18 protein-coding genes, 2 pseudogenes and 1 riboswitch are annotated in these 20,791 nt (G+C 31.6%); of the genes and pseudogenes, 16 read left to right on the forward strand and 4 right to left on the reverse strand.

Features of this window, described 5'->3' with window-relative positions; genetic code table 11:
• Positions 1 to 80 (reverse strand): annotated as a pseudogene (locus ABWO04_RS01295) (RNA methyltransferase); the annotation flags it as partial.
• Positions 81 to 112: 32 nt separating this feature from the next.
• On the opposite strand from ABWO04_RS01295, the gene tamL reads away from it, so the two are divergent.
• From tamL to accD, 3 genes are all read left to right on the forward strand, one after another.
• A complete protein-coding gene (gene tamL / locus ABWO04_RS01300) occupies positions 113 to 2,674 on the forward strand; it encodes a translocation and assembly module lipoprotein TamL (RefSeq protein WP_353076651.1) in 2,562 nt (853 codons plus the stop codon).
• Between the two features lie 71 nt (positions 2,675 to 2,745).
• On the forward strand, positions 2,746 to 3,813 hold the full coding sequence (gene fbaA / locus ABWO04_RS01305) for a class II fructose-bisphosphate aldolase (protein WP_291240936.1): 1,068 nt from the start codon (positions 2,746 to 2,748) through the stop codon (positions 3,811 to 3,813).
• Positions 3,814 to 3,885: 72 nt separating this feature from the next.
• Positions 3,886 to 4,740, forward strand: coding sequence for an acetyl-CoA carboxylase, carboxyltransferase subunit beta (accD, locus tag ABWO04_RS01310; protein ID WP_353076652.1), 855 nt, complete (start codon positions 3,886 to 3,888; stop codon positions 4,738 to 4,740).
• 60 nt (positions 4,741 to 4,800) lie between these two features.
• Here the strand turns inward: accD and metK are convergent, their stop codons facing one another.
• Positions 4,801 to 6,072, reverse strand: a complete 1,272-nt coding sequence (gene metK / locus ABWO04_RS01315; RefSeq protein ID WP_353076653.1) for a methionine adenosyltransferase — start codon at positions 6,070 to 6,072, stop codon at positions 4,801 to 4,803.
• 336 nt (positions 6,073 to 6,408) lie between these two features.
• Positions 6,409 to 6,515: riboswitch (SAM riboswitch) on the forward strand.
• 101 nt (positions 6,516 to 6,616) lie between these two features.
• On the opposite strand from metK, the gene ABWO04_RS01320 reads away from it, so the two are divergent.
• From ABWO04_RS01320 to ABWO04_RS01340, 5 genes are all read left to right on the forward strand, one after another.
• Positions 6,617 to 7,627: a homocysteine S-methyltransferase family protein gene (locus ABWO04_RS01320; protein WP_353076654.1), complete on the forward strand. Its 1,011-nt coding sequence runs from the start codon at positions 6,617 to 6,619 to the stop codon at positions 7,625 to 7,627.
• Positions 7,628 to 7,806: 179 nt separating this feature from the next.
• Positions 7,807 to 10,500 (forward strand): methionine synthase, encoded by a 2,694-nt coding sequence (gene metH, locus ABWO04_RS01325; protein WP_353076655.1) that lies wholly within the window; start codon positions 7,807 to 7,809, stop codon positions 10,498 to 10,500.
• A 143-nt stretch (positions 10,501 to 10,643) separates the two neighbouring features.
• Positions 10,644 to 11,600, forward strand: coding sequence for a methylenetetrahydrofolate reductase [NAD(P)H] (gene metF, locus ABWO04_RS01330; protein WP_353076656.1), 957 nt, complete (start codon positions 10,644 to 10,646; stop codon positions 11,598 to 11,600).
• 55 nt (positions 11,601 to 11,655) lie between these two features.
• On the forward strand, positions 11,656 to 12,744 hold the full coding sequence (locus ABWO04_RS01335; protein ID WP_353076657.1) for an acyloxyacyl hydrolase: 1,089 nt from the start codon (positions 11,656 to 11,658) through the stop codon (positions 12,742 to 12,744).
• A complete protein-coding gene (locus tag ABWO04_RS01340) occupies positions 12,741 to 13,475 on the forward strand; it encodes a head GIN domain-containing protein (protein WP_353076658.1) in 735 nt (244 codons plus the stop codon). The genes ABWO04_RS01335 and ABWO04_RS01340 overlap by 4 nt, the downstream gene beginning before the upstream one ends.
• 32 nt (positions 13,476 to 13,507) lie before the next feature.
• Here ABWO04_RS01340 and ABWO04_RS01345 read toward each other — a convergent pair.
• A pseudogene (locus ABWO04_RS01345) lies at positions 13,508 to 14,161 on the reverse strand (ATP-binding cassette domain-containing protein); the annotation flags it as partial.
• Between the two features lie 117 nt (positions 14,162 to 14,278).
• Here ABWO04_RS01345 and ABWO04_RS01350 point away from each other — a divergent pair.
• From ABWO04_RS01350 to ABWO04_RS01365, 4 genes are all read left to right on the forward strand, one after another.
• Positions 14,279 to 14,956 (forward strand): TetR family transcriptional regulator C-terminal domain-containing protein, encoded by a 678-nt coding sequence (locus ABWO04_RS01350; protein ID WP_353076659.1) that lies wholly within the window; start codon positions 14,279 to 14,281, stop codon positions 14,954 to 14,956.
• A gap of 15 nt (positions 14,957 to 14,971) precedes the next feature.
• A complete protein-coding gene (locus ABWO04_RS01355; protein WP_353076660.1) occupies positions 14,972 to 16,282 on the forward strand; it encodes an ABC1 kinase family protein in 1,311 nt (436 codons plus the stop codon).
• A gap of 5 nt (positions 16,283 to 16,287) precedes the next feature.
• The gene (locus ABWO04_RS01360) at positions 16,288 to 16,971 is read left to right on the forward strand and encodes an SDR family NAD(P)-dependent oxidoreductase (RefSeq protein WP_353076661.1); all 684 of its coding nucleotides are present in this window, start codon (positions 16,288 to 16,290) and stop codon (positions 16,969 to 16,971) included.
• A 119-nt stretch (positions 16,972 to 17,090) separates the two neighbouring features.
• On the forward strand, positions 17,091 to 18,173 hold the full coding sequence (locus tag ABWO04_RS01365; RefSeq protein ID WP_353076662.1) for a chorismate mutase: 1,083 nt from the start codon (positions 17,091 to 17,093) through the stop codon (positions 18,171 to 18,173).
• Positions 18,174 to 18,205: 32 nt separating this feature from the next.
• Here ABWO04_RS01365 and ABWO04_RS01370 read toward each other — a convergent pair whose 3' ends face one another.
• Positions 18,206 to 18,613, reverse strand: a complete 408-nt coding sequence (locus ABWO04_RS01370; protein ID WP_353076663.1) for a hypothetical protein — start codon at positions 18,611 to 18,613, stop codon at positions 18,206 to 18,208.
• 173 nt (positions 18,614 to 18,786) lie between these two features.
• Between ABWO04_RS01370 and rsgA the strand changes: the two genes are divergently transcribed.
• From rsgA to ABWO04_RS01390, 4 genes are read left to right on the forward strand one after another with little or no spacing between them, the layout of a single operon-like run.
• The gene (rsgA, locus tag ABWO04_RS01375; protein ID WP_353076664.1) at positions 18,787 to 19,764 is read left to right on the forward strand and encodes a ribosome small subunit-dependent GTPase A; all 978 of its coding nucleotides are present in this window, start codon (positions 18,787 to 18,789) and stop codon (positions 19,762 to 19,764) included.
• A 19-nt stretch (positions 19,765 to 19,783) separates the two neighbouring features.
• On the forward strand, positions 19,784 to 20,236 hold the full coding sequence (gene dtd, locus ABWO04_RS01380; protein ID WP_353076665.1) for a D-aminoacyl-tRNA deacylase: 453 nt from the start codon (positions 19,784 to 19,786) through the stop codon (positions 20,234 to 20,236).
• Between the two features lies 1 nt (position 20,237).
• On the forward strand, positions 20,238 to 20,414 hold the full coding sequence (locus tag ABWO04_RS01385; RefSeq protein ID WP_353076666.1) for a hypothetical protein: 177 nt from the start codon (positions 20,238 to 20,240) through the stop codon (positions 20,412 to 20,414).
• Entirely contained in the window at positions 20,415 to 20,741 is a 327-nt protein-coding gene (locus tag ABWO04_RS01390; protein WP_353076667.1) for a nucleotide pyrophosphohydrolase, read from the forward strand.
• Positions 20,742 to 20,791 lie beyond the last annotated feature (50 nt).

The raw sequence follows: 20,791 nt of genomic DNA on the forward strand, positions 1-20,791 counted from the left end.
GCTATGAAAAGATTGTGTAACTTACGGTACTTTTTTTGCTGTAAACTATTAATTAGTTTAATTTGGTTTTTGCTAACCATAAAAAATTGTATTTTTGATAAAAATTAAGCGTTTGAAGAATCTCACTCCAAAAATAGCACTATTTTTTCTTTTTGGACTACTTTTTTACTCTTGTTCTGAAGTAAGAAAGCTGCAAAAGAAACAATTGCTTATTGAAGATAACGAAATTATAGTAAATAACAAATCTACTAACTCAGAAGATTTGCACAATCAATTGTACCAAAAACCCAACAGTAAGTTATTGGGATTTAAACCCCGTTTGCAATTATACAATTTGAGTAAAAAAAATGCCGACTCTTCTTACCAAGCGTGGTTGCTAAAAAAACCAAACCGATTAGATAGAATGATTAAATTGTATTCTAAAAAGCAAGTAAATCGTTTGGGTAAATCGTTTTTGGTTTCTGGATATAGTGATTTTTTCAAGGAAGTAGGAGAAGCGCCTTCTATTTTAGATACGGCAAGAGTTAGAAAATCGGAAATTAGATTGCAATCGTATCAATTTAATAGAGGATTTTTTGATGTGAAAGTAGCATCTAAAATCGATTCGTTAAAAAATAAAAAAGTAAAAGTTACGTATCAAATAAACACAGGTAAACCCTATGTAATTGATAGTATTTTTAGAAATATTGAAACGCCTATTGTCGATTCATTATATCAAAATATTTCTGGAAATTCGTTAATAAAAACAGGCGAAACGTATACTGCCGAAAATATCAGCAACGAGAAAAAACGAATAGCAACAGAATTTCGAAACAGAGGATTGTATCATTTTCAAGAAAATTATATTAAACGTCCTGATGTGGATACAATTGGTAAAGCTAATAAATTGAACATTACGTTTAATATTGGAAATAGGGTAGTAAAAAGAGGCGATTCTACTTTCACCGAACCATTTAAGTTATATAAAATTAGTAAAGTCAATGTTTTTACGGATAAACAAGTAAAAGAGAAAGCCATCGGAATTGATAGTATTTCGTACAAAAAATTTAATTTTTACAGTTCTGGGAAACTAAAATATAAACCTAAAGCATTAGTAAATGCCATTTTTATTGAAGAAGGAAAACTATTTAGCGAACAAGATAAAACGCTAACTACAAGAGCATTATCTAATTTAAGAGTTTTTGCGTATCTTCGAATTCAATATGTAGAAGACGCTACTGGAAACGGATTAATTGCAAATATAATATTAACTCCATTAAAAAAATATAATTTCAACATTAAAGGCGATTTTACACAATCAAACATTCAGTTGTTTGGTATTTCTGGATTTACAGGAATTACGTTTAGAAATTTATTTAAAGGCGCCGAAATTTTAGATTTTTCGTTGCGAGGTAATTTGGGTTCCTCTAAAGATGCCAGCATAAAAAATAGTACGGATGCTTTTTTTAACATACTTGAATATGGTGCTGATGTAAAATTAAGTTTTCCAAGAATTTTCTTCCCAATTAACACAAAAAGTATTATTAGTAAAGAATCGTTACCTAGTACTTCTATCACCTTAGGTTTATCTAAACAAACGAATATTGGTTTGGATAAAGAAAATTATTATGGTAGTTTTTATTACGATTGGGGTTTAAATAAAGATGAAACTAAAAAGTTTAAATTGGATTTATTTAACTTACAATTTGTTAAAAATTTAAATATTGATAATTATTTTAACGTGTATAATTATTCATACAATACGTTAAATAATTTAGCACAAACATATAATACAAATGCTGCATTTGAAGACGACGCTGGAAATTTGACTTTTTCTGGAGCGGTAGACTTTATTAATGCGGTAACGAATAATGCATATCCTTTAACGCTTCCGCGTGATAATCCAGATTATAAAATCATTAACACCATTGGAGAAAGAAGAAAAAGATTGATTGAAAACAATTTGATTTTATCATCAAGTTTTTCTTATAATTTAAGTACCAAAAGAAGTGTTAATGACGTACAGTTTTATAATATTAAAGCGAAAATTGAAAGTTCGGGAAATCTTTTAAGTATCATTTCTAAGCAAAAAAAAGAAGCCTTAAATAGTAACGACAATCAAACTGTTTTTGGTGTAGAATATGCGCAATATCTTAAAACGGAGTTCGAATACATCAAACATTTGCATTTATATAAGAAAAGTTCCTTAGCATTTAGATTTTTTGGAGGCATAGCTGTTCCATATGGAAATTCAAATTCGGTGCCTTTTTCTAGAAGTTATTTTGCAGGTGGAAGTAATGATAATAGAGGATGGCAAGCGTATTCTTTAGGGCCTGGTTCAAGTTTAAGTGTTAATGATTTTAATGAAGCCAATTTAAAACTATCTTTAAATTTAGAATACCGATTTAATATTTTTAATAGTTTAAATGGAGCTTTATTTACGGATGCAGGAAATATTTGGAATGTTTCAGATAACGTAGAAGATGAAAAATTAATTTTTAAAGGAACAAAATCTTTTCAAGAGGTTGCTTTAGGTACTGGTTTTGGACTTAGATATGATTTTGGTTTCTTTGTAATTCGTGGCGATTTAGGTTTCAAAGCTTACAATCCTGCTAAAGAATATTCGCAAAGATGGCTGAAAGATATGAACTTTTCTAAAACTGTTTTTAATATAGGTATCAATTATCCTTTTTAAAATTAATAAAATTCTTACTTTTGTAAATTCAAAAAAAACAACATAAATAAATTATCAATAAATAAAAACGTATGAGTCATAATATCAAACCTGGAGTAGCCACTGGAAATCAAGTTCAAGAAATTTTTAATTACGCGAAAGAAAAAGGATTTGCTTTACCAGCTGTAAACGTTACAGGAAGTAGTACAATAAATGGAGTTTTAGAAACTGCAGCAAAATTAAATGCACCTGTAATTATTCAGTTTTCAAACGGAGGCGGTCAGTTTAACGCTGGAAAAGGAATGTCAAATGTTGGTGAAAAAGCAGCTATTTTAGGATCTATTGCCGGTGCAAAACACGTACATACTTTAGCTGAAGCTTATGGCGCAACCGTAATTTTACATACAGATCATTGTGCAAAAAAATTATTACCTTGGATTGATGGTTTATTAGATGCGTCTGAAAAACATTTTGCAGAAACAGGAAAACCATTATATTCTTCTCATATGATTGATTTATCTGAAGAACCAATTGAAGAAAACATTGAACTTTGTAAGCAATATTTAGCAAGAATGAGTAAAATGGATATGACATTAGAAATTGAATTGGGAATTACTGGTGGAGAAGAAGACGGTGTAGATAATTCAGATGTGGATAGTTCTAAATTGTACACACAACCAGAAGAAGTTTCTTATGCATACGAAGAGTTAATGAAAATTAGCCCACGTTTTACAATTGCTGCTTCTTTCGGAAATGTTCACGGCGTGTACAAACCAGGAAATGTAAAATTAACACCTAAAATATTAAAAAATTCGCAAGAATACGTTCAAAATAAATTCAACACAGGTGCTAATCCCGTAGATTTTGTTTTCCACGGAGGTTCAGGTTCTACGATTGAAGAAATTAGAGAAGCCATTTCGTATGGTGTAATCAAAATGAACATCGATACCGATTTACAATTTGCTTTTACAGAAGGAATTAGAGATTATATGACCTCTAAAATCGATTATTTAAAAACACAAATTGGTAGCCCTGAAGGAAGCGACAGTCCAAATAAAAAACATTACGACCCAAGAAAATGGATTCGTGAAGGAGAAGTTACTTTCAATACAAGATTAGAACAGGCTTTCGCCGATTTAAATAACGTAAATACTTTATAATTAACAATTGATAATTGAAAATTGATAATTATTTGATTGTTAATTTTCAATTGTCCATTATCCATTAAAACTATGGCTTGGTTTAAAAGAAAAGAAAAAGGAATTACAACCGCAACTGAGGATAAAAAAGATGTACCTAAAGGATTGTGGTACAAATCGCCAACAGGAAAAATTGTAGATTCAGAAGAATTAGAAAGAAACTTATGGGTAAGCCCAGAAGACGATTATCACGTACGAATTGGTAGTGCTGAATATTTTAGAATTTTATTTGATGATAATGAATTCAAAGAATTAGATGCTAATTTAACTTCAGTAGATTCATTAAAATTTGTGGATACTAAAAAGTATAGTGATCGTTTAAAAGAAGTTACCGAAAAAACCAAACTAAAAGACGCGGTAAGAACTGGAGTAGGAAAATCTAAAGGAAATGACATAGTTATTTGTTGTATGGATTTTGCTTTTATTGGTGGTTCGATGGGCGCTGTAGTTGGTGAAAAAATCTCAAGAGGTGTGAATTATGCTATCAAAAATAAATTGCCATTTGTGATGATTTCAAAATCAGGTGGTGCTCGTATGATGGAAGCAGCACAATCTTTAATGCAATTAGCAAAAACGTCTTCTAAATTAGCTCAACTTGCAGAAGCTCAATTACCTTATATTTCTTTATGTACTGATCCTACAACAGGAGGAACTACTGCTTCTTATGCTATGCTTGGAGATATTAATATTGCAGAACCAGGCGCTTTAATTGCCTTTGCGGGACCACGAGTAGTTAGAGACACAACAGGTAAAGATTTGCCAGAAGGTTTTCAAACCTCAGAATTTTTATTAGAACACGGTTTCTTAGATTTTATTTCACACAGAAAAGAATTAAAAGATAAAATTAATTTATATATCGATTTAATCTTAAATCAAGATATTAGATAAAAACAAAAAACCCGATTTTCATTTGAAAATCGGGTTTTTTTATTCTTACTTTAGAAAATATTAAATTCCAAAGGCAGTTTTAATATCTGCTACACGGTCTAATTTTTCCCAAGTAAATAATTCAACTTCCACTGTTTTTACAACACCATCTGGTGATTTAAACGTTTTTGTTACTACTTCATTTTTACGTCCCATATGTCCGTAAGCCGCAGTTTCACTATAAATTGGCGTTCTTAATTTTAAATTTTGCTCAATAGCATAAGGTCTTAAATCAAACAATTGTGCTACTTTATCTGAAATTTGAGAATCTAATAAACCATTTTTAGCTGTTCCGTATGTATTTACATAAATGTTACAAGGTTTTGCAACACCAATCGCATAAGAAACTTGAACTAAAACCTCGCTTGCCACACCTGCAGCAACCAAGTTTTTCGCAATATGACGTGCAGCATAAGCAGCACTTCTGTCAACTTTACTTGGGTCTTTACCTGAGAAAGCACCACCACCGTGTGCGCCTTTTCCGCCATAAGTATCCACGATAATTTTTCTACCTGTTAATCCAGTATCTCCGTGTGGTCCTCCGATTACGAATTTTCCAGTTGGGTTAATGTGGTATTCAATTTTATCATTAAATAAATGAGCATATTGAGGGTATTTAGCTAAAATTCTTGGAATTAAGATGTCAATAATATCTTTCTTAATTTTTGCAAGCATAGAAGTTTCTTCATCAAAATCATCGTGTTGTGTAGAAACTACAATAGAATCAATTCTAACTGGAATATTGTCATCATTGTATTCTAATGTTACTTGAGATTTTGCATCTGGACGTAAATACGTAATGGCTGAATTTTCTCTTCTTAATTCTGCTAATTCTTGTAATAATTTGTGTGCTAAATCTAATGCTAAAGGCATTAAATCTTCAGTTTCATTAGTGGCATAACCAAACATAATTCCTTGGTCACCTGCACCTTGTGCGTTGGCTTTCGATTCAAAATCTGTAGCTGCAGCTCTATCAACTCCTCTGTTAATATCATCAGATTGATCGTGAATTGCTGATAAAACCCCACAAGAGTTTGCTTCAAACATATATTCGCTTTTTGTGTAACCAATTTTTTTGATTACATCACGTGCAATAGTTTGTACATCTAAATAGGTATTAGATTTTACTTCACCAGCCAAAATAACTTGTCCAGTTGTTACTAAAGTTTCACAAGCTACTTTTGACGATGGGTCAAATGCTAAAAAGTTGTCAATTAATGCATCACTAATTTGATCTGCAATTTTATCTGGATGCCCTTCGCTCACAGATTCCGACGTAAATAAATAAGCCATAATTATAAATTAATATATAATAATTAACGAAAAGATTGCAAGGAAATACTAAAGTAGGGAAGTTTCTGCTTTAGCATTTTTTAACGAGGTTGCAATCAGTTCAAATTTTTCCTCTTTAATTCTGATGCAAAGTTATAAAATCAATTTGAAATACAAATCATAAAAAGTGATTTAAATTAAATTTTCCACAAAATCATTTATTTTGAGAAAAAAAATCTATTAATATTAATTTTAAATGAAAAATTACCTGAATTTATATCTATAAAAATTAAATTTTAGAAAATATTTCTTTTTTCATTTTTTTTAGTACCTTTGCCCCGTTCATAAACATACTGATTGTTATCACGAAAGGTGGAGGGATTAGACCCATTGAAACCTTAGCAACCCTACTCTTGTAGAAGGTGCTACATTCTATTCCTACTAATATAGGAAGCAGATAACTTGAAAATTTCACATTTTTCGCTGATATCAATTTTAAGTTTATTTCGTGTTTTCATTTTTTTTGAAAGCAGTATAATCATTTTAAAATATAATTCCGTTGAAAATGTCAAATTCACCAGAAGTACAACAAATTAAAAGCAACATACAACAAGCCATTAAAGAAAGAATTTTAGTTCTTGACGGCGCTATGGGTACGATGTTGCAACGCAATAAATTTGAAGAAGAAGATTTTCGAGGGGAACGATTTAAAGATTTTCCACATCCATTAAAAGGAAATAACGATTTACTTTCTATTACACAACCAGAAGCGGTAAAGGCGGTGCATCGTTTGTATTTTGAGGCAGGTGCTGATATTGTTGAAACCAATACGTTTTCTGGTACTACAATTGGTATGGCCGATTATTATATGGAAGATTTGGTGTACGAATTAAATTACCAATCCGCTAAAATTGCAAGAGAAGTGGCTGACGAATTTACAGATAAGCCTCGTTTTGTGGCAGGCTCCATCGGACCAACTAACAGAACTGCTTCTATGTCTCCAGATGTAAATGATCCTGGTTTTCGTGCCGTAACTTTTGACGACTTACGAATTGCATACAAACAACAAGTTGAAGCTTTAATTGATGGTGGATCGGATGTACTTTTGGTTGAAACTATTTTTGATACATTAAATGCAAAAGCGGCACTTTTCGCTATTGAAGAAGTAAAAGAAGAACGTAATATTGATATTCCAATTATGGTTTCAGGAACCATTACAGATGCTTCTGGAAGAACTTTATCTGGACAAACCGTCGAAGCTTTTTTAATTTCTATTCAGCATATTCCTTTGTTAAGTGTAGGATTTAATTGCGCTTTGGGAGCAGATCAGTTAAAACCTTATTTAAAACGCTTGGCACAACATACACAAATAAATATTTCGGCACATCCAAATGCAGGTTTACCAAATGCTTTTGGAGAATACGACCAAACACCAATGGAAATGCAGGCTTTAATTCGGGAATATTTACAAGACAATTTAATAAATATAATAGGAGGTTGCTGCGGTACAACTCCAGAACACATTAAATTAATTGCAGAAGTTGCCGCAGAATTTAAGCCAAGAAAATCAGAATAAAACAGTCATTTAGCATTTTACTATTCTAAATGAATTTTAAAAAAGCTAAAATGAAAAACAGCATAATCAAAATAAAAAAATACGTTTCTAAAAGTAAAATCTTTTGGAAAGAAGTAAAAGAAAATTATAAAAAAATAAGCAGTATTCTTTAAGATTAGCCTGCCAGATTATAAAATAAAATGTCAAAAAAAACTAAAATAAATTTACAACTTTCAGGTTTAGAACCACTCTTTATTAACGAAGATTCTATTTTCGTAAATGTTGGTGAACGAACCAATGTAACAGGTTCTCGTAAATTTCTTCGATTAATTAAAGAAGAAAAGTATGATGAAGCACTTTCGATTGCTCGAGAACAAGTGGAAGGTGGCGCTCAAATTATCGATGTAAATATGGATGAAGGAATGTTAGATGGCGTTTATGCTATGACAAAATTCCTAAATTTAATTGCTGCCGAACCTGATATTGCTCGTGTTCCTGTAATGATTGATAGTTCGAAATGGGAAATTATCGAAGCGGGTTTAAAAGTCGTACAAGGAAAAGCGGTCGTAAATTCAATTTCACTTAAAGAAGGCGAAGCGGTTTTTATACATCACGCCAAGTTAATTAAGCGATATGGTGCAGCAGTAATTGTTATGGCTTTTGATGAAGTTGGACAAGCAGATAATTACCAAAGAAGAATTGAAATTTGTAAAAGAAGTTATGATATATTAGTCAACCAAGTCGGTTTTCCTGCCGAAGATATCATTTTTGATCCGAATATTTTTCCAGTAGCAACTGGAATGGACGAACATAAATTAAACGCATTAGATTTTTTCCAAGCAACAAAGTGGATTCGTGAAAATTTACCTTTTGCGAATGTTTCTGGTGGGGTTAGTAACGTTTCATTCTCCTTTCGAGGAAATGATAAGGTACGTGAAGCGATGCACTCTGCTTTTCTATATCACGCCATTCAAAATGGGATGACTATGGGAATTGTCAACCCAGAAATGTTAGAAATTTATGATGAGATTGATAAGGTTTTATTAGAACACGTAGAAGATGTTTTGTTAAACAGAAGAGAAGATGCTACCGAACGTTTATTAGATTTATCCGAAAGTTTTAAAGGCGATTTCAAGGTAAATGAAAAAGCAATAGCCGAATGGCGAAATGGTTCAGTTCAAGAACGATTAACGTATTCGTTAGTAAAAGGAATTGATGAATTTATTGAAATTGATGTAGAAGAAGCCAGATTAACCGCCAATAAAGCCATTGAAGTGATTGAAATCAGTTTAATGAATGGTATGAACGTGGTTGGCGATTTATTCGGAAGTGGAAAAATGTTTTTACCTCAAGTGGTAAAATCAGCACGTGTTATGAAAAAAGCTGTGGCGTATTTATTACCATTTATTGAATCCGAAAAAGATGCAACTGCTTCTTCATCAGCTGGAAAAGTATTGATGGCAACTGTTAAAGGTGATGTTCACGATATCGGGAAAAACATTGTTTCAGTAGTTTTGGCGTGTAATAATTTTGAAATTATCGATTTAGGCGTTATGGTTCCGCCAGAAAAAATTATTGATGCCGCCATTAAAGAAAATGTAGATATCATCGGTTTAAGCGGACTAATTACGCCTTCTTTAGACGAAATGGTGTATTTGGCCAAAGAAATGGATAAATTAAATATTAAAATTCCAATAATGATTGGTGGCGCAACCACTTCACGCGCACATACAGCTGTTAAAATTGCTCCAGAATATGCTGCTACTGTAGTTCACGTTAATGATGCATCAAGAGCGGTAACTGTGGCTTCGAATTTATTAAATACGGAAACAAAAATGTCGTATTCAATTGCGTTACGCAAGGAGTACGATGCATTACGTGAAGGCTATTTAAATAGAGCAAGAGAGAAAAATTTCTTAACGATTGAAGAAGCCCGTAAGAATAAATTAAAGATAGATTGGAACAATTACGAAGCTATAAAACCTAATTTTATTGGTACGAAAACAGTTGAGGTAGCATTATCAGAATTAGTCGATTTTATCGATTGGACACCTTTTTTTCAATCTTGGGAATTATATGGAAAATATCCTGCAATATTAACTGATGAGGTAGTGGGCGAACAAGCATCAGATTTGTTTAAAGATGCACAAAATATGTTATCAAAAATTGTCTCTGAAAAATGGTTTACAGCTAAAGGAATTTTAGGAATTTTTCCTGCCAACACCATAAATGATGATGACATTGAAGTATATTCAGAACCTTTAGCCCAAAACCCAAAACCCAAAACCTTTTTATCATTAAGACAACAATCGCAAAAAACAGTTGGAGCGCCAAATATTGCTTTGGCCGATTTTATTGCGCCAAAAGAAAGTGGCGTTCAGGATTATATGGGTTGTTTTTGTGTTACAACTGGTTTTGGCGTAGAAGAAAAAGCAGCCGAATTTGAAAGCCAACTAGATGATTATAATTCCATTTTAACCAAAGCTTTAGGCGATAGATTAGCAGAAGCTTTCGCAGAATATTTACATTTAAAAGTTCGAAAAGAAATTTGGGGATATGCGTCAGAGGAACAACTTTCAAATCAAGAATTAATTAAAGAAAATTATAAAGGAATTCGTCCAGCACCAGGTTATCCAGCTTGTCCAGATCATTTAGAAAAGCCAACTATTTGGGATATTTTAAAAGTGGAGGAAAATATTGGTGTGAAATTAACTGAAAGTATGGCAATGTGGCCAGCTTCTTCAGTTTCAGGATATTATTTTGCTCATCCAGAAAGCAAGTATTTTGGGTTAGGAAAAATAAAATCAGACCAAGTAGCAGATTACGCAAATAGAAGAAATATATCAATAGAAACAGCAACTAAATGGTTAGCACCTAATATAAGCCCCTCCTAACCTCCCCAAAAGGGAGGAACGCCAATCGTCATATATAAATTTAATGAAATTATAAAAAAAATGAAACATAAAATAAATATTAATCAAGTTGTGTCGCAAAATTTGAATGCAACTATATTTCCCCCTTTGGGGGTTAGGGGGCTATGAAAGTAACTGAACATATCCAAAACGCCAACGGAAAACCTTTGTTTTCTTTTGAAATTTTACCGCCTTTAAAAGGTCAAAATATTCAATCTATTTTTGATAGTATTGATCCTTTAATGGAATTTAATCCGCCATTTATTGATGTTACGTATCATCGAGAGGAATATGAATTTAAAGAATTACCAAACGGGTTATTACAAAAGAAAATTGTAAAAAAACGTCCAGGTACGGTAGGAATTTGCGCAGGAATTCAAAATAAATATAATGTAGATGCCATTCCGCATATTTTATGTGGCGGTTTTACCAAAGAAGATACCGAAAATTTATTAATTGATTTAGATTTCTTAGGAATTGATAACGTGGTAGCGCTTCGTGGTGATGCGGTTAAAAGTGAAATTTATTTTAAGCCAGAAAAAGATGGTCACGTTTTTGCTTCTGAATTGGTTTCGCAAATTAATGATTTGAATAATGGAATTTATTTAGATGCCGATTTGCAAAATTCATCTAAAACCGATTTTTGTATTGGTGTTGCAGGGTATCCTGAAAAACATATGGAAGCACCAAGTTTGGATAGCGATATTCATTTCTTAAAACAAAAGATTAAAAACGGCGCCGAATACATCATCACTCAGATGTTTTTTGATAACCAGAAATTTTTCGAATTTGTTGCGAAGTGCAGAGCGGCTGGAATTACTGTTCCAATCATACCAGGTTTGAAGCCAATTTCTACCAAAAAACAATTAAATTTAATACCACATAGATTTAGCATCGAATTACCAGATGATTTAATTATGTCTGTTGTGAAAGCTAAAGATAATGACGCGGTAAAACAAATTGGTATTGAATGGTGTACACAACAAAGTAAAGAACTTGTGGCGTCAGGAATACCAGTGCTTCATTATTACTCTATGGGTAAAGCGGAAAATATCAAAGCCATTGCCAGTCAAATATTTTAATTTCAATTTTCTTTGTAATTAAACTTCATAAACTATATTTGTCTGAATTATTTTTATGAAGCATTTTTTACTTTTATTCATTTTTGGAATTTCGTTTTCACAAAATCAATCGGACGCCTATTATATAGATGTTCAAGGATTTCGTGGAAATGTTTTCAAACATACACCAGAGGTTAGTCATTTGGCAACCGGACATCCAGACGGATTTTTGGTAAGTATAAATAAAAAATCATCAGGTAAAAAAGAATGGCAGCAAGTTTATGGTTATCCAGATTATGGAATTTCTTTCCAAGCTATCGAATTTAAAAATAACTATTTAGGTAAAAATTATGCGATAGGGTTACATTATAATTTTTACTTTTTAAAAAGACATTTACTTTTCCGAGTTTCACAAGGAATTGGATTTACAACAAATCCGTACGATAAAGAAACCAACAATAAAAACAACGCTTTTGGCTCGAAATTTTTAGACAATAATTACATTTTATTACAATATCAAAAGCAAAACCTTATTGGACCAATTGGTTTCCAAACAGGATTTATGCTTACCCATTTTTCGAATGCACGATTTAAAGCGCCAAATAGCGGTATAAACAGTTATTCATTTAATTTTGGATTGAATTATAATTTTGATAAAGACAAAACGATTATAAAAGACAGCTTGCCAAACACAAAATCGTATGCAGAAAAAATTAAATATAATTTAGCCTTTCGAACAGGAATTTCAGAAGCACCTGTAGTTGGAATTGGTCAGCGTCAGTTTTATCACATTGGTTTATATGCGGACAAACGTTTTAACAGAAAAAGTGCCATTCAATTAGGAACAGATATGTTTTTTTCAAGATATTTAAAAGATTATATTCAGTTTTCATCTGTTGCCTTTCCAAATAAAGAACCCGTTGATCCTACTACGGATTATAAAAGAATTGGTGTTTTTGTGGGTCACGAATTATTTATTAATAAACTATCCATTGAAACGCAATTTGGATATTATGTGTACAAACCTTTTAAATATGATATTGATATTTATCAGCGATTGACGTTAAAATATTATATCAATAAAAATATATTTACAGGAATTGGTTTAAAAACGCATAAAGCAAAAGCGGAAGCGGCAGAATTAACTTTAGGAATACGATTATGATAAAAAAATATATACTTTTTGCTTTTGTGTTATTCCTTTCAGGTTGTGGAATTTCTGAAGATTGTATTAAAAATGCTGGTGATGCTGTTACAAAAGAATATGCTATTTCTGATTTCGATAAAATTCGTGTGCATTCAGGAATTTCTTTGGTGGTAAAAGAAGGACCAGATTTTAAAGTCATCATTCAATCGGGTACTAATATAATCGGTAATATAGAAGTAAATAAACAAGGCGATTTTTTATTAGTAAAAGACAATTCAACCTGTAACTGGACGCGTGATTTTAAAGCTGCAACTGTTTATGTAACGGCACCAAATATTTCCGAAATTCATAGCAAAACCGAACAAGATATTTTTTCAGATGGGACGTTGACTTTTCCAATTCTGAGATTATTTGCTTTAAATGAAGAAGAAGCTGGTACTGGCGATTTCTATTTCGATGTCAATAACGGACAAACCGTAATTGAATCGAATCACGTGTCTAATTTTACAATTTCAGGAAATACTGCGGAATTATTATGTAATTTCTATTTTGGTACGGGTAAATTTTATGGAGAAAATTTCATTTGCCAAAACATAAAAATCTTTCAACGCGGTTCTAATGATATGATTTTAAAACCCATTCAATCCATTTCAGGAAAAATTTTAAATACTGGGAATGTGATTCTGAAAAATAATCCACCAATAATTAATGTAGATCAATTGTTTTCTGGACATTTGATAATGAATTAAGATTTTGTTTTTTCTCTAAACACTTTCTCTAAATTCTTACCTAAATCAGCAAGTTGCGCATCTTCTACAATTTTTCCTTTATGGATAATGATAATTCTATCGCAGATAGCTTGAACTTCCTGCATAATATGTGTAGATAAAAACACGGTTTTATCTTTACCAATATTTTTAATTAATTCTCTAATTTCAACCAATTGATTCGGATCCAATCCTGTTGTAGGCTCGTCTAAAATCAATACATCTGGATTGTGAAGTAATGCCGTAGCCAATCCTACACGCTGACGAAATCCTTTAGAAAGTTCGCCAATTTTTTTGTGACATTCTGGAGTTAAGCCCGTCAATTCAATCACTTCTTGAATACGAGATTTAGCGGTTTTATGAACTTCAGCACTAAATTCTAAATATTCACGCACATATAAATCCAAATATAACGGATTGTGTTCTGGTAAATAGCCAACAGATTGTTGCACGCTTTTTTGAGCAGAAGTCACATCAAAACCATTTACAACGGCTTCACCTTCATCTGCTGTTAAATAAGTAGTCAATATTTTCATTAATGTCGATTTTCCAGCACCGTTTGGACCTAAAAAACCTACTATTTCGCCTTTTTTCACAGAAAAACTAACGTTATCTAACGCTTTTTGAGTTCCGTACGTTTTGGTTATGTTTTTTACTTCTATTGACATATTCTTGTTTTCCACAAAAATAATAAATAAAAGCAATACTTTAATAGATAAATTTAAGTTAATATGGTTTTTGTTGTTTAATTTTTTTGTAATTTTGTTCAACAAAATATTTATACTATGGCAGCACCTAAAAAAAAGAAAGTAATTACCGAAGATGTAATTGTTTCCGCATACACAGATTTTTGTTTAACAAACGCAAAAAAACCAAATTCGGTTTATGAATTTGCCAAGTTAAACAATATGGATGAAAGTGATTTTTATCACTATTTTGCTTCATTTGAATTGTTAGAAAAAAACTATTTTGTTTCGATGTTTGCTTATACATTAGAGTTACTTGAAAAAAATGAAGGATATCAATCCTATGATAGTGCTAATAAATTATCTGCTTTTTATTTTACATTTTTCGAAATGGCTACTGCAAATAGAAGTTTTATCATTCATTTATTGAAAGAAGATAAATACCCAATGAAAAACTTAGGAAAGTTATCTAAACTTCGTGAAGTATATTTGGATTATGCCTTAACTATTTTAGAAAAACCAATTAAAATTGAACAAGAAACTGTAGTAAAAATTCAAGATAAAGTATTACAAGAAGCATCTTGGTTACAATTTTTATCCATCTTCAATTTTTGGATGAACGATGAATCATCCAATTTTGAAAAAACCGATGTATTTATTGAAAAATCAGTAAAAGCGAGTTTCGATTTGGCATATAATATTCCTACACAAAGCATTATTGATTTTGGAAAATTTTTGTGGAAAGAACAAATGAACGGAATGTTTTCAAAATCATAAACACAACAAAAAATAATGAAAAAAATAGATAGTATTCCAACAGGAAAGATGGAGCGTGTAACAAAATTAGTTACCACTGGAGTGAAAGTTGGGGGAAATTACCTTAAATATTATGGTGAAAAAGTAGTGAATCCGTCTTTAACTAAAGATAAATTACACGAAAGCAATGCCACAGATATATACGATGGGTTAAAGGAATTAAAGGGAAGTGCGCTAAAAGTTGCACAAATGCTCAGTATGGAAAAAAACCTGTTACCACAATCTTATGTAGATAAGTTTTCGTTGTCGCAATTTTCTGTGCCGCCATTATCTGCACCGTTGGTTCGAAAAACATTTAAAACCTATTTTAAACAATATCCAGAAGAACTATTTGATTCATTTTCTCCAGATTCCATTAACGCGGCAAGTATAGGACAAGTTCACAAAGCAACTAAAAACGGAAAAGAATTAGCTGTAAAAATTCAGTATCCTGGAATACGTGAAAGTATCGGATCTGATATTGCTTTAGTGAAACCAATTGCGGTAAGAATGTTTAATTTGCAAGGAACTTCTGATGAATATTTTCAAGAAGTTGAAGACAAACTTACCGAAGAAACGGATTATAAATTGGAAATATCTCAATCGATGGCAGTAATTATTGATTGTAAGAAAATTGATAACTTATTATTTCCCAACTATTACCCAGAATATTCTTCTGACAAAATTATCACAATGGATTGGATGAATGGAATTCATTTATCTGAATTTTGTTCGAGCAATGCCTCTCAAGAACAACGTGATAAAGTTGGACAAACGTTATGGAATTTCTATATGTACCAAATTCATCAGTTGAAAAAATTTCACGCTGATCCGCATCCGGGTAATTTTTTAGTTGATAAAAACGATAACTTAATTGCGATTGATTTTGGTTGTATGAAGGAAATTCCGAATGATTTTTATGTACCTTATTTTGAAGTGTCTACACCAGATTCTTTAAAAGATATGGACTATTTCACAAAAAAATTATTCGAATTAGAAATTCTAAAAACAACAGATTCTCCGAAAGAATTAGCCTTTTTTACAGATATGTTTCACGAATTATTAAGCGTGTTTACACAACCAATTCAGGCTGAAATATTTGATTTCGCACAACCTGAGTTTCAAGCTCAGATTGCTGCTTTAAGTGAAAAATTTGCAAGTGATAAAACGCTACGTAAAATGAATGGAAACCGAGGTTCAAAGCATTTTATTTATGTGAACAGAACCTTTTTTGGTTTATACAGTTTGATGTTTGACATCAAAGCAAAAGTAAAAATTAATGATTTCGAAAAATATTTAAATAATTAAAACTAATGAAAAACTACATTATAATTGGAGGAAGTAAAGGTGTTGGCGAACAAATTGTAAAAGAATTATCTGAAAAAGGTAATTTTTGTCACGTTATTTCTCGTTCTGAGCCTACTTATGAATTTAATGGAAATTGGCATCAATTAGACGCTTTAGCAGACACGTTGCCCACTATCGATACTGTTGATGGTTTGGTATATTGCTTAGGAAGTATCAATTTGAAACCTTTTAATCGTTTAAGTTTAGAAGATTTTAATTCAGATTTAAATGTGAATTTTTTTGGTGCTTTAAAAGCGTTTCAACACTATTTGCCTGCGCTTAAAAAATCAGAACAAGCCAGTGTGGTTTTCTTTAGTACGGTAGCTGTTCAATCAGGGATGCCATATCACGCAAGTATTGCAGCTGCAAAAGGCGCTGTTGAAGGTTTAGTAAAAAGTTTGGCTGCCGAATTTGCACCAAAAATAAGAGTTAATGCTATTGCGCCATCGCTAATTGATACTCCTTTAGCCGCTGGAATTTTACGTTCAGACCAGATTAGAGAAAATATGATTGCAAAACATCCTTTAAAACGAATATTAAATCCTATTGATGTTTCAAAAACGGCTTGTTTTCTTTTGACAGAGGGTTCGAATGGGATTACGGGTCAAATTATCGTTCAAGATAACGGTTTGGTAAGTTTAAGTTATTAAATATTTTATATATTTGTAATAGAATAAAAATCGCCACTAAATTATATAACCAATCCGTTATATTAAAGTATATAAATTAATAAATCCCGATTTTTTTCGGGATTTTTTATTCAAAAAAAATGGAAATCACAAAAGAATACAAACAATGGTTGGTAGATTTAAAATTAAATCATCCTTTAGTTATAGCTGGGCCGTGTAGTGCTGAAACCGAAGAGCAAGTATTAAAAATTGCACACGAATTAAAAAATTCAGATGTTTCTATTTTTCGTGCTGGAATTTGGAAACCAAGAACACGACCTGGTGGATTTGAAGGCGTAGGTGAAATTGGTCTTAAATGGCTACAAAAAGCCAAAGCAGAAACAGGATTGTTGATGGCAATTGAAGTTGCCAATGCAAATCACGTAAAATTAGCATTACAATACGATATTGATGTACTTTGGATTGGTGCAAGAACAACTGTAAATCCATTTGCAGTGCAAGAAATTGCCGATGCATTAAAAAACACAGATAAAATTGTATTGATTAAAAACCCAGTGAATCCAGATTTATCTTTATGGATTGGCGGATTGGAACGTTTATATCAAGCTGGTATTAAAAATTTAGGAGTGATTCATAGAGGATTTTCAACCTATGAAAAAACAAAATATAGAAACAATCCAGAATGGCAAATAGCAATTGATTTACAAAATAGATTCCCGAATTTGCCTTTAATTTGTGATCCATCGCACATTACAGGTAAACGAGATATGATTCAGGAAGTTGCACAACAAGCTTTAGATTTAAATTACGACGGATTAATTATTGAAACTCATTTCGATCCAGATAACGCTTGGAGTGACGCTGCACAGCAAGTAACACCTGCGACTTTGAAACAAATTTTCATCGATTTGAAAATGAGAAAAGAAACAGATGAAAATGCAGAATGGAATAAAGAAATGGCTTTACAACGCGCCTATATTGACGAATTAGACACAAAATTAATTGAAATTTTAGGAAAACGTATGAAGTTAGCAGAGAAAATCGGACAACTTAAAAAGGAGAAAAACGTAGCGATTTTGCAAAACAAACGCTGGAATGAAATTTTAGGAAGAATGATTGTAGATGGAGAAAATAAAGGACTAAACGAAGAATTTGTATTGAAAATTTACAAAGCGATACATCAAGAAAGTATTGCTCATCAGGAAATAGTATTTAAAAGTTAAAAGGCCATAACAACGTTATAGCCTTTTAATTATTATTTATTTTTTTTAAAAATATATCGTGTTATAAAAATCCCTGTTCTATCATCTTTACCACCGTCACTTTCTGCAGCACTTGACACATTAAATAATTCCCATCCTTCAACACTATATTTATTTAAAAGAGAAGTTATCATAGCATCATTAGAAGCGATATTTTGAAAATTTATTCCAACAAGACTATAAAAATTCAATAAAGTAGATTCTTTTAAATTATCAATTTTAACATCTGATCGATCACTTGTAGTTTTTTCCTTGCCATCAGCAGTTCTAACTGTAGTGAATTGCGTGTAATCTACTTCAGTACCGTTTTCAATAATTCTAGATCTACCAATTCCTCCTGGAACGACTGATTCTATTGAAGTTACAATTTTGTACTCAACTGTTTGTCCGAATGTTGTCATTGTATAAATGCACAATGCACAACTTAAAAATAATTTTTTAATCATAATTTTAGATTTAGGTTATAAAAGCAAATTTAAAAAATAAGAATATAATTTCAAAATTCATTTCAAACGTTTTATTATTTCGTTATCATAAGAAATCTTATATTTGCTATATTAATTTAAAATAATTCATGACAGGAACCGTTTATAAATCTACCGGAAGTTGGTATTACGTAAAATCTAATGATAACCAATTTTATAATTGTCGTATCAAAGGTAAATTCCGTATGAAAGGTATTAAAAGTACCAATCCTATAGCGGTAGGCGATGTGGTAGATTTTGATTTAGACGAAACCGTAGATGAAGTAAACGGAATTATTACGCATATTCACGATAGAAAAAATTATATCGTTCGTAAATCGGTAAATTTATCTAAACAAACACATATTATTGCCTCTAATATTGATATTGGTTTTCTAATTGTAACAATCAATAACCCAATAACTACAACAAGTTTTATTGATAGATTTTTGGTTACTGCAAAAGCATATGGAATTGAAGCGATTTTAATTTTCAATAAAATTGACACCTTTGACGAAGCTACTTTAGAAGAGCAATTGTATTTGCAACATATTTACACCGAAATTGGGTATAAATGTTTGCGTGTTTCGGCAACCGATAACAAAGGCGTTGCAGAATTAATGGATATTATGAAAGGAAAAGTATCTATGTTTTCAGGTCATTCTGGTGTGGGAAAATCAACTTTAGTAAATGCCATTGAACCTACATTAAAATTGAAAACCAAAGAAATTTCTAATTCTCACGCGCAAGGGCAACATACCACCACTTTTGCTGAGATGTTTGATTTGTCAGACAATATACGAATTATTGATACGCCAGGAATACGAGGTTTTGGAATGGTGGATATGGAAAAACAAGAAGTTTCGGATTATTTTCCAGAACTATTTGCTTTAAAAGAAGCCTGTAAATTCAACAATTGCTTACATAAAGAAGAGCCGCATTGTGCTGTAAAAAAAGCTCTTGACGAAGATAAAATTACTTGGAGCAGGTACCAAAGTTATTTAAAAATATTAGAAGGCGACGAAGAGCAATACCGAAATGACATTTACGGCGAAGACCGAATTGCCAGCGATGAAACCAGAAAATAATTTATAATTTACCATTATTTTGAAAGTAGTTATTCAAAGAGTTTCCGAAGCTTCCGTTACTATTGATTCACAAATAGTGGCTCAAATACATCAAGGGCTTTTAATTTTAGTAGGAATTGAATCAGAAGACAATTTGGAAGACATTAATTGGTTGGTTTCTAAAATTGTATATCTTCGTATTTTTGGAGACGAAATGAATGTTATGAACCTTTCTGTAAAAGATAGTGATGGCGAAATTATTGTTGTAAGTCAATTCACGCTTCACGCGTTAACTAAAAAAGGAAACAGACCAAGTTATATTAAAGCAGCAAAACCAGAAATTGCTATTCCGATGTATGAAAAATTCGTACAACTTTTAGAATTGGAATTAGGGAAGCGTATACAAACAGGACAATTTGGTGCAGATATGAAAGTAGCATTAGTTAATGACGGACCCGTAACTATTATTATTGATTCAAAAAACAGAGAATAGTATGAAAAACATTTTAATAGAATTTTTAGCTAAATTTATACTTCATAGTACGATTTTTGGCATATTATTGTATTTTCTAAACGATTTAACTATCGAAAAAACCTTACTAACAGCAGGTAGTTTCGGACTTATGTTGGCTTTATTTAATATGTATCAAAATCACAAAAAAAAGAAGTAAATGGACATACAAAACGCACAACTTGACGTTGATAATTGGATAAAAAACCACGGGGTTCGCTATTTCAACGAATTAACGAATATGGCTCAGCTTACGGAAGAAGTAGGTGAAGTAGCTCGAATTATAGCAAGAAGATACGGAGAACAATCTGAAAAAGAATCGGATAAAAATAAAGATTTAGGCGAAGAATTAGCAGATGTAGTTTTTGTTGTTTTATGTTTAGCCAACCAAACCGGAATTAATTTGCAAGACGCTTTTGATAAAAAACTCGACTTAAAAACCAATAGAGACCACGACCGCCATCAAAATAATGAAAAACTTAAATAATGGTGAATGGTAAATTGTAAATTGTGAATGCTATAAATAATTCAAAAGAA

Origin of the sequence: Flavobacterium sp. (assembly GCF_040382755.1) — a bacterium.
Taxonomy (GTDB): Bacteria; Bacteroidota; Bacteroidia; order Flavobacteriales; family Flavobacteriaceae; genus Flavobacterium.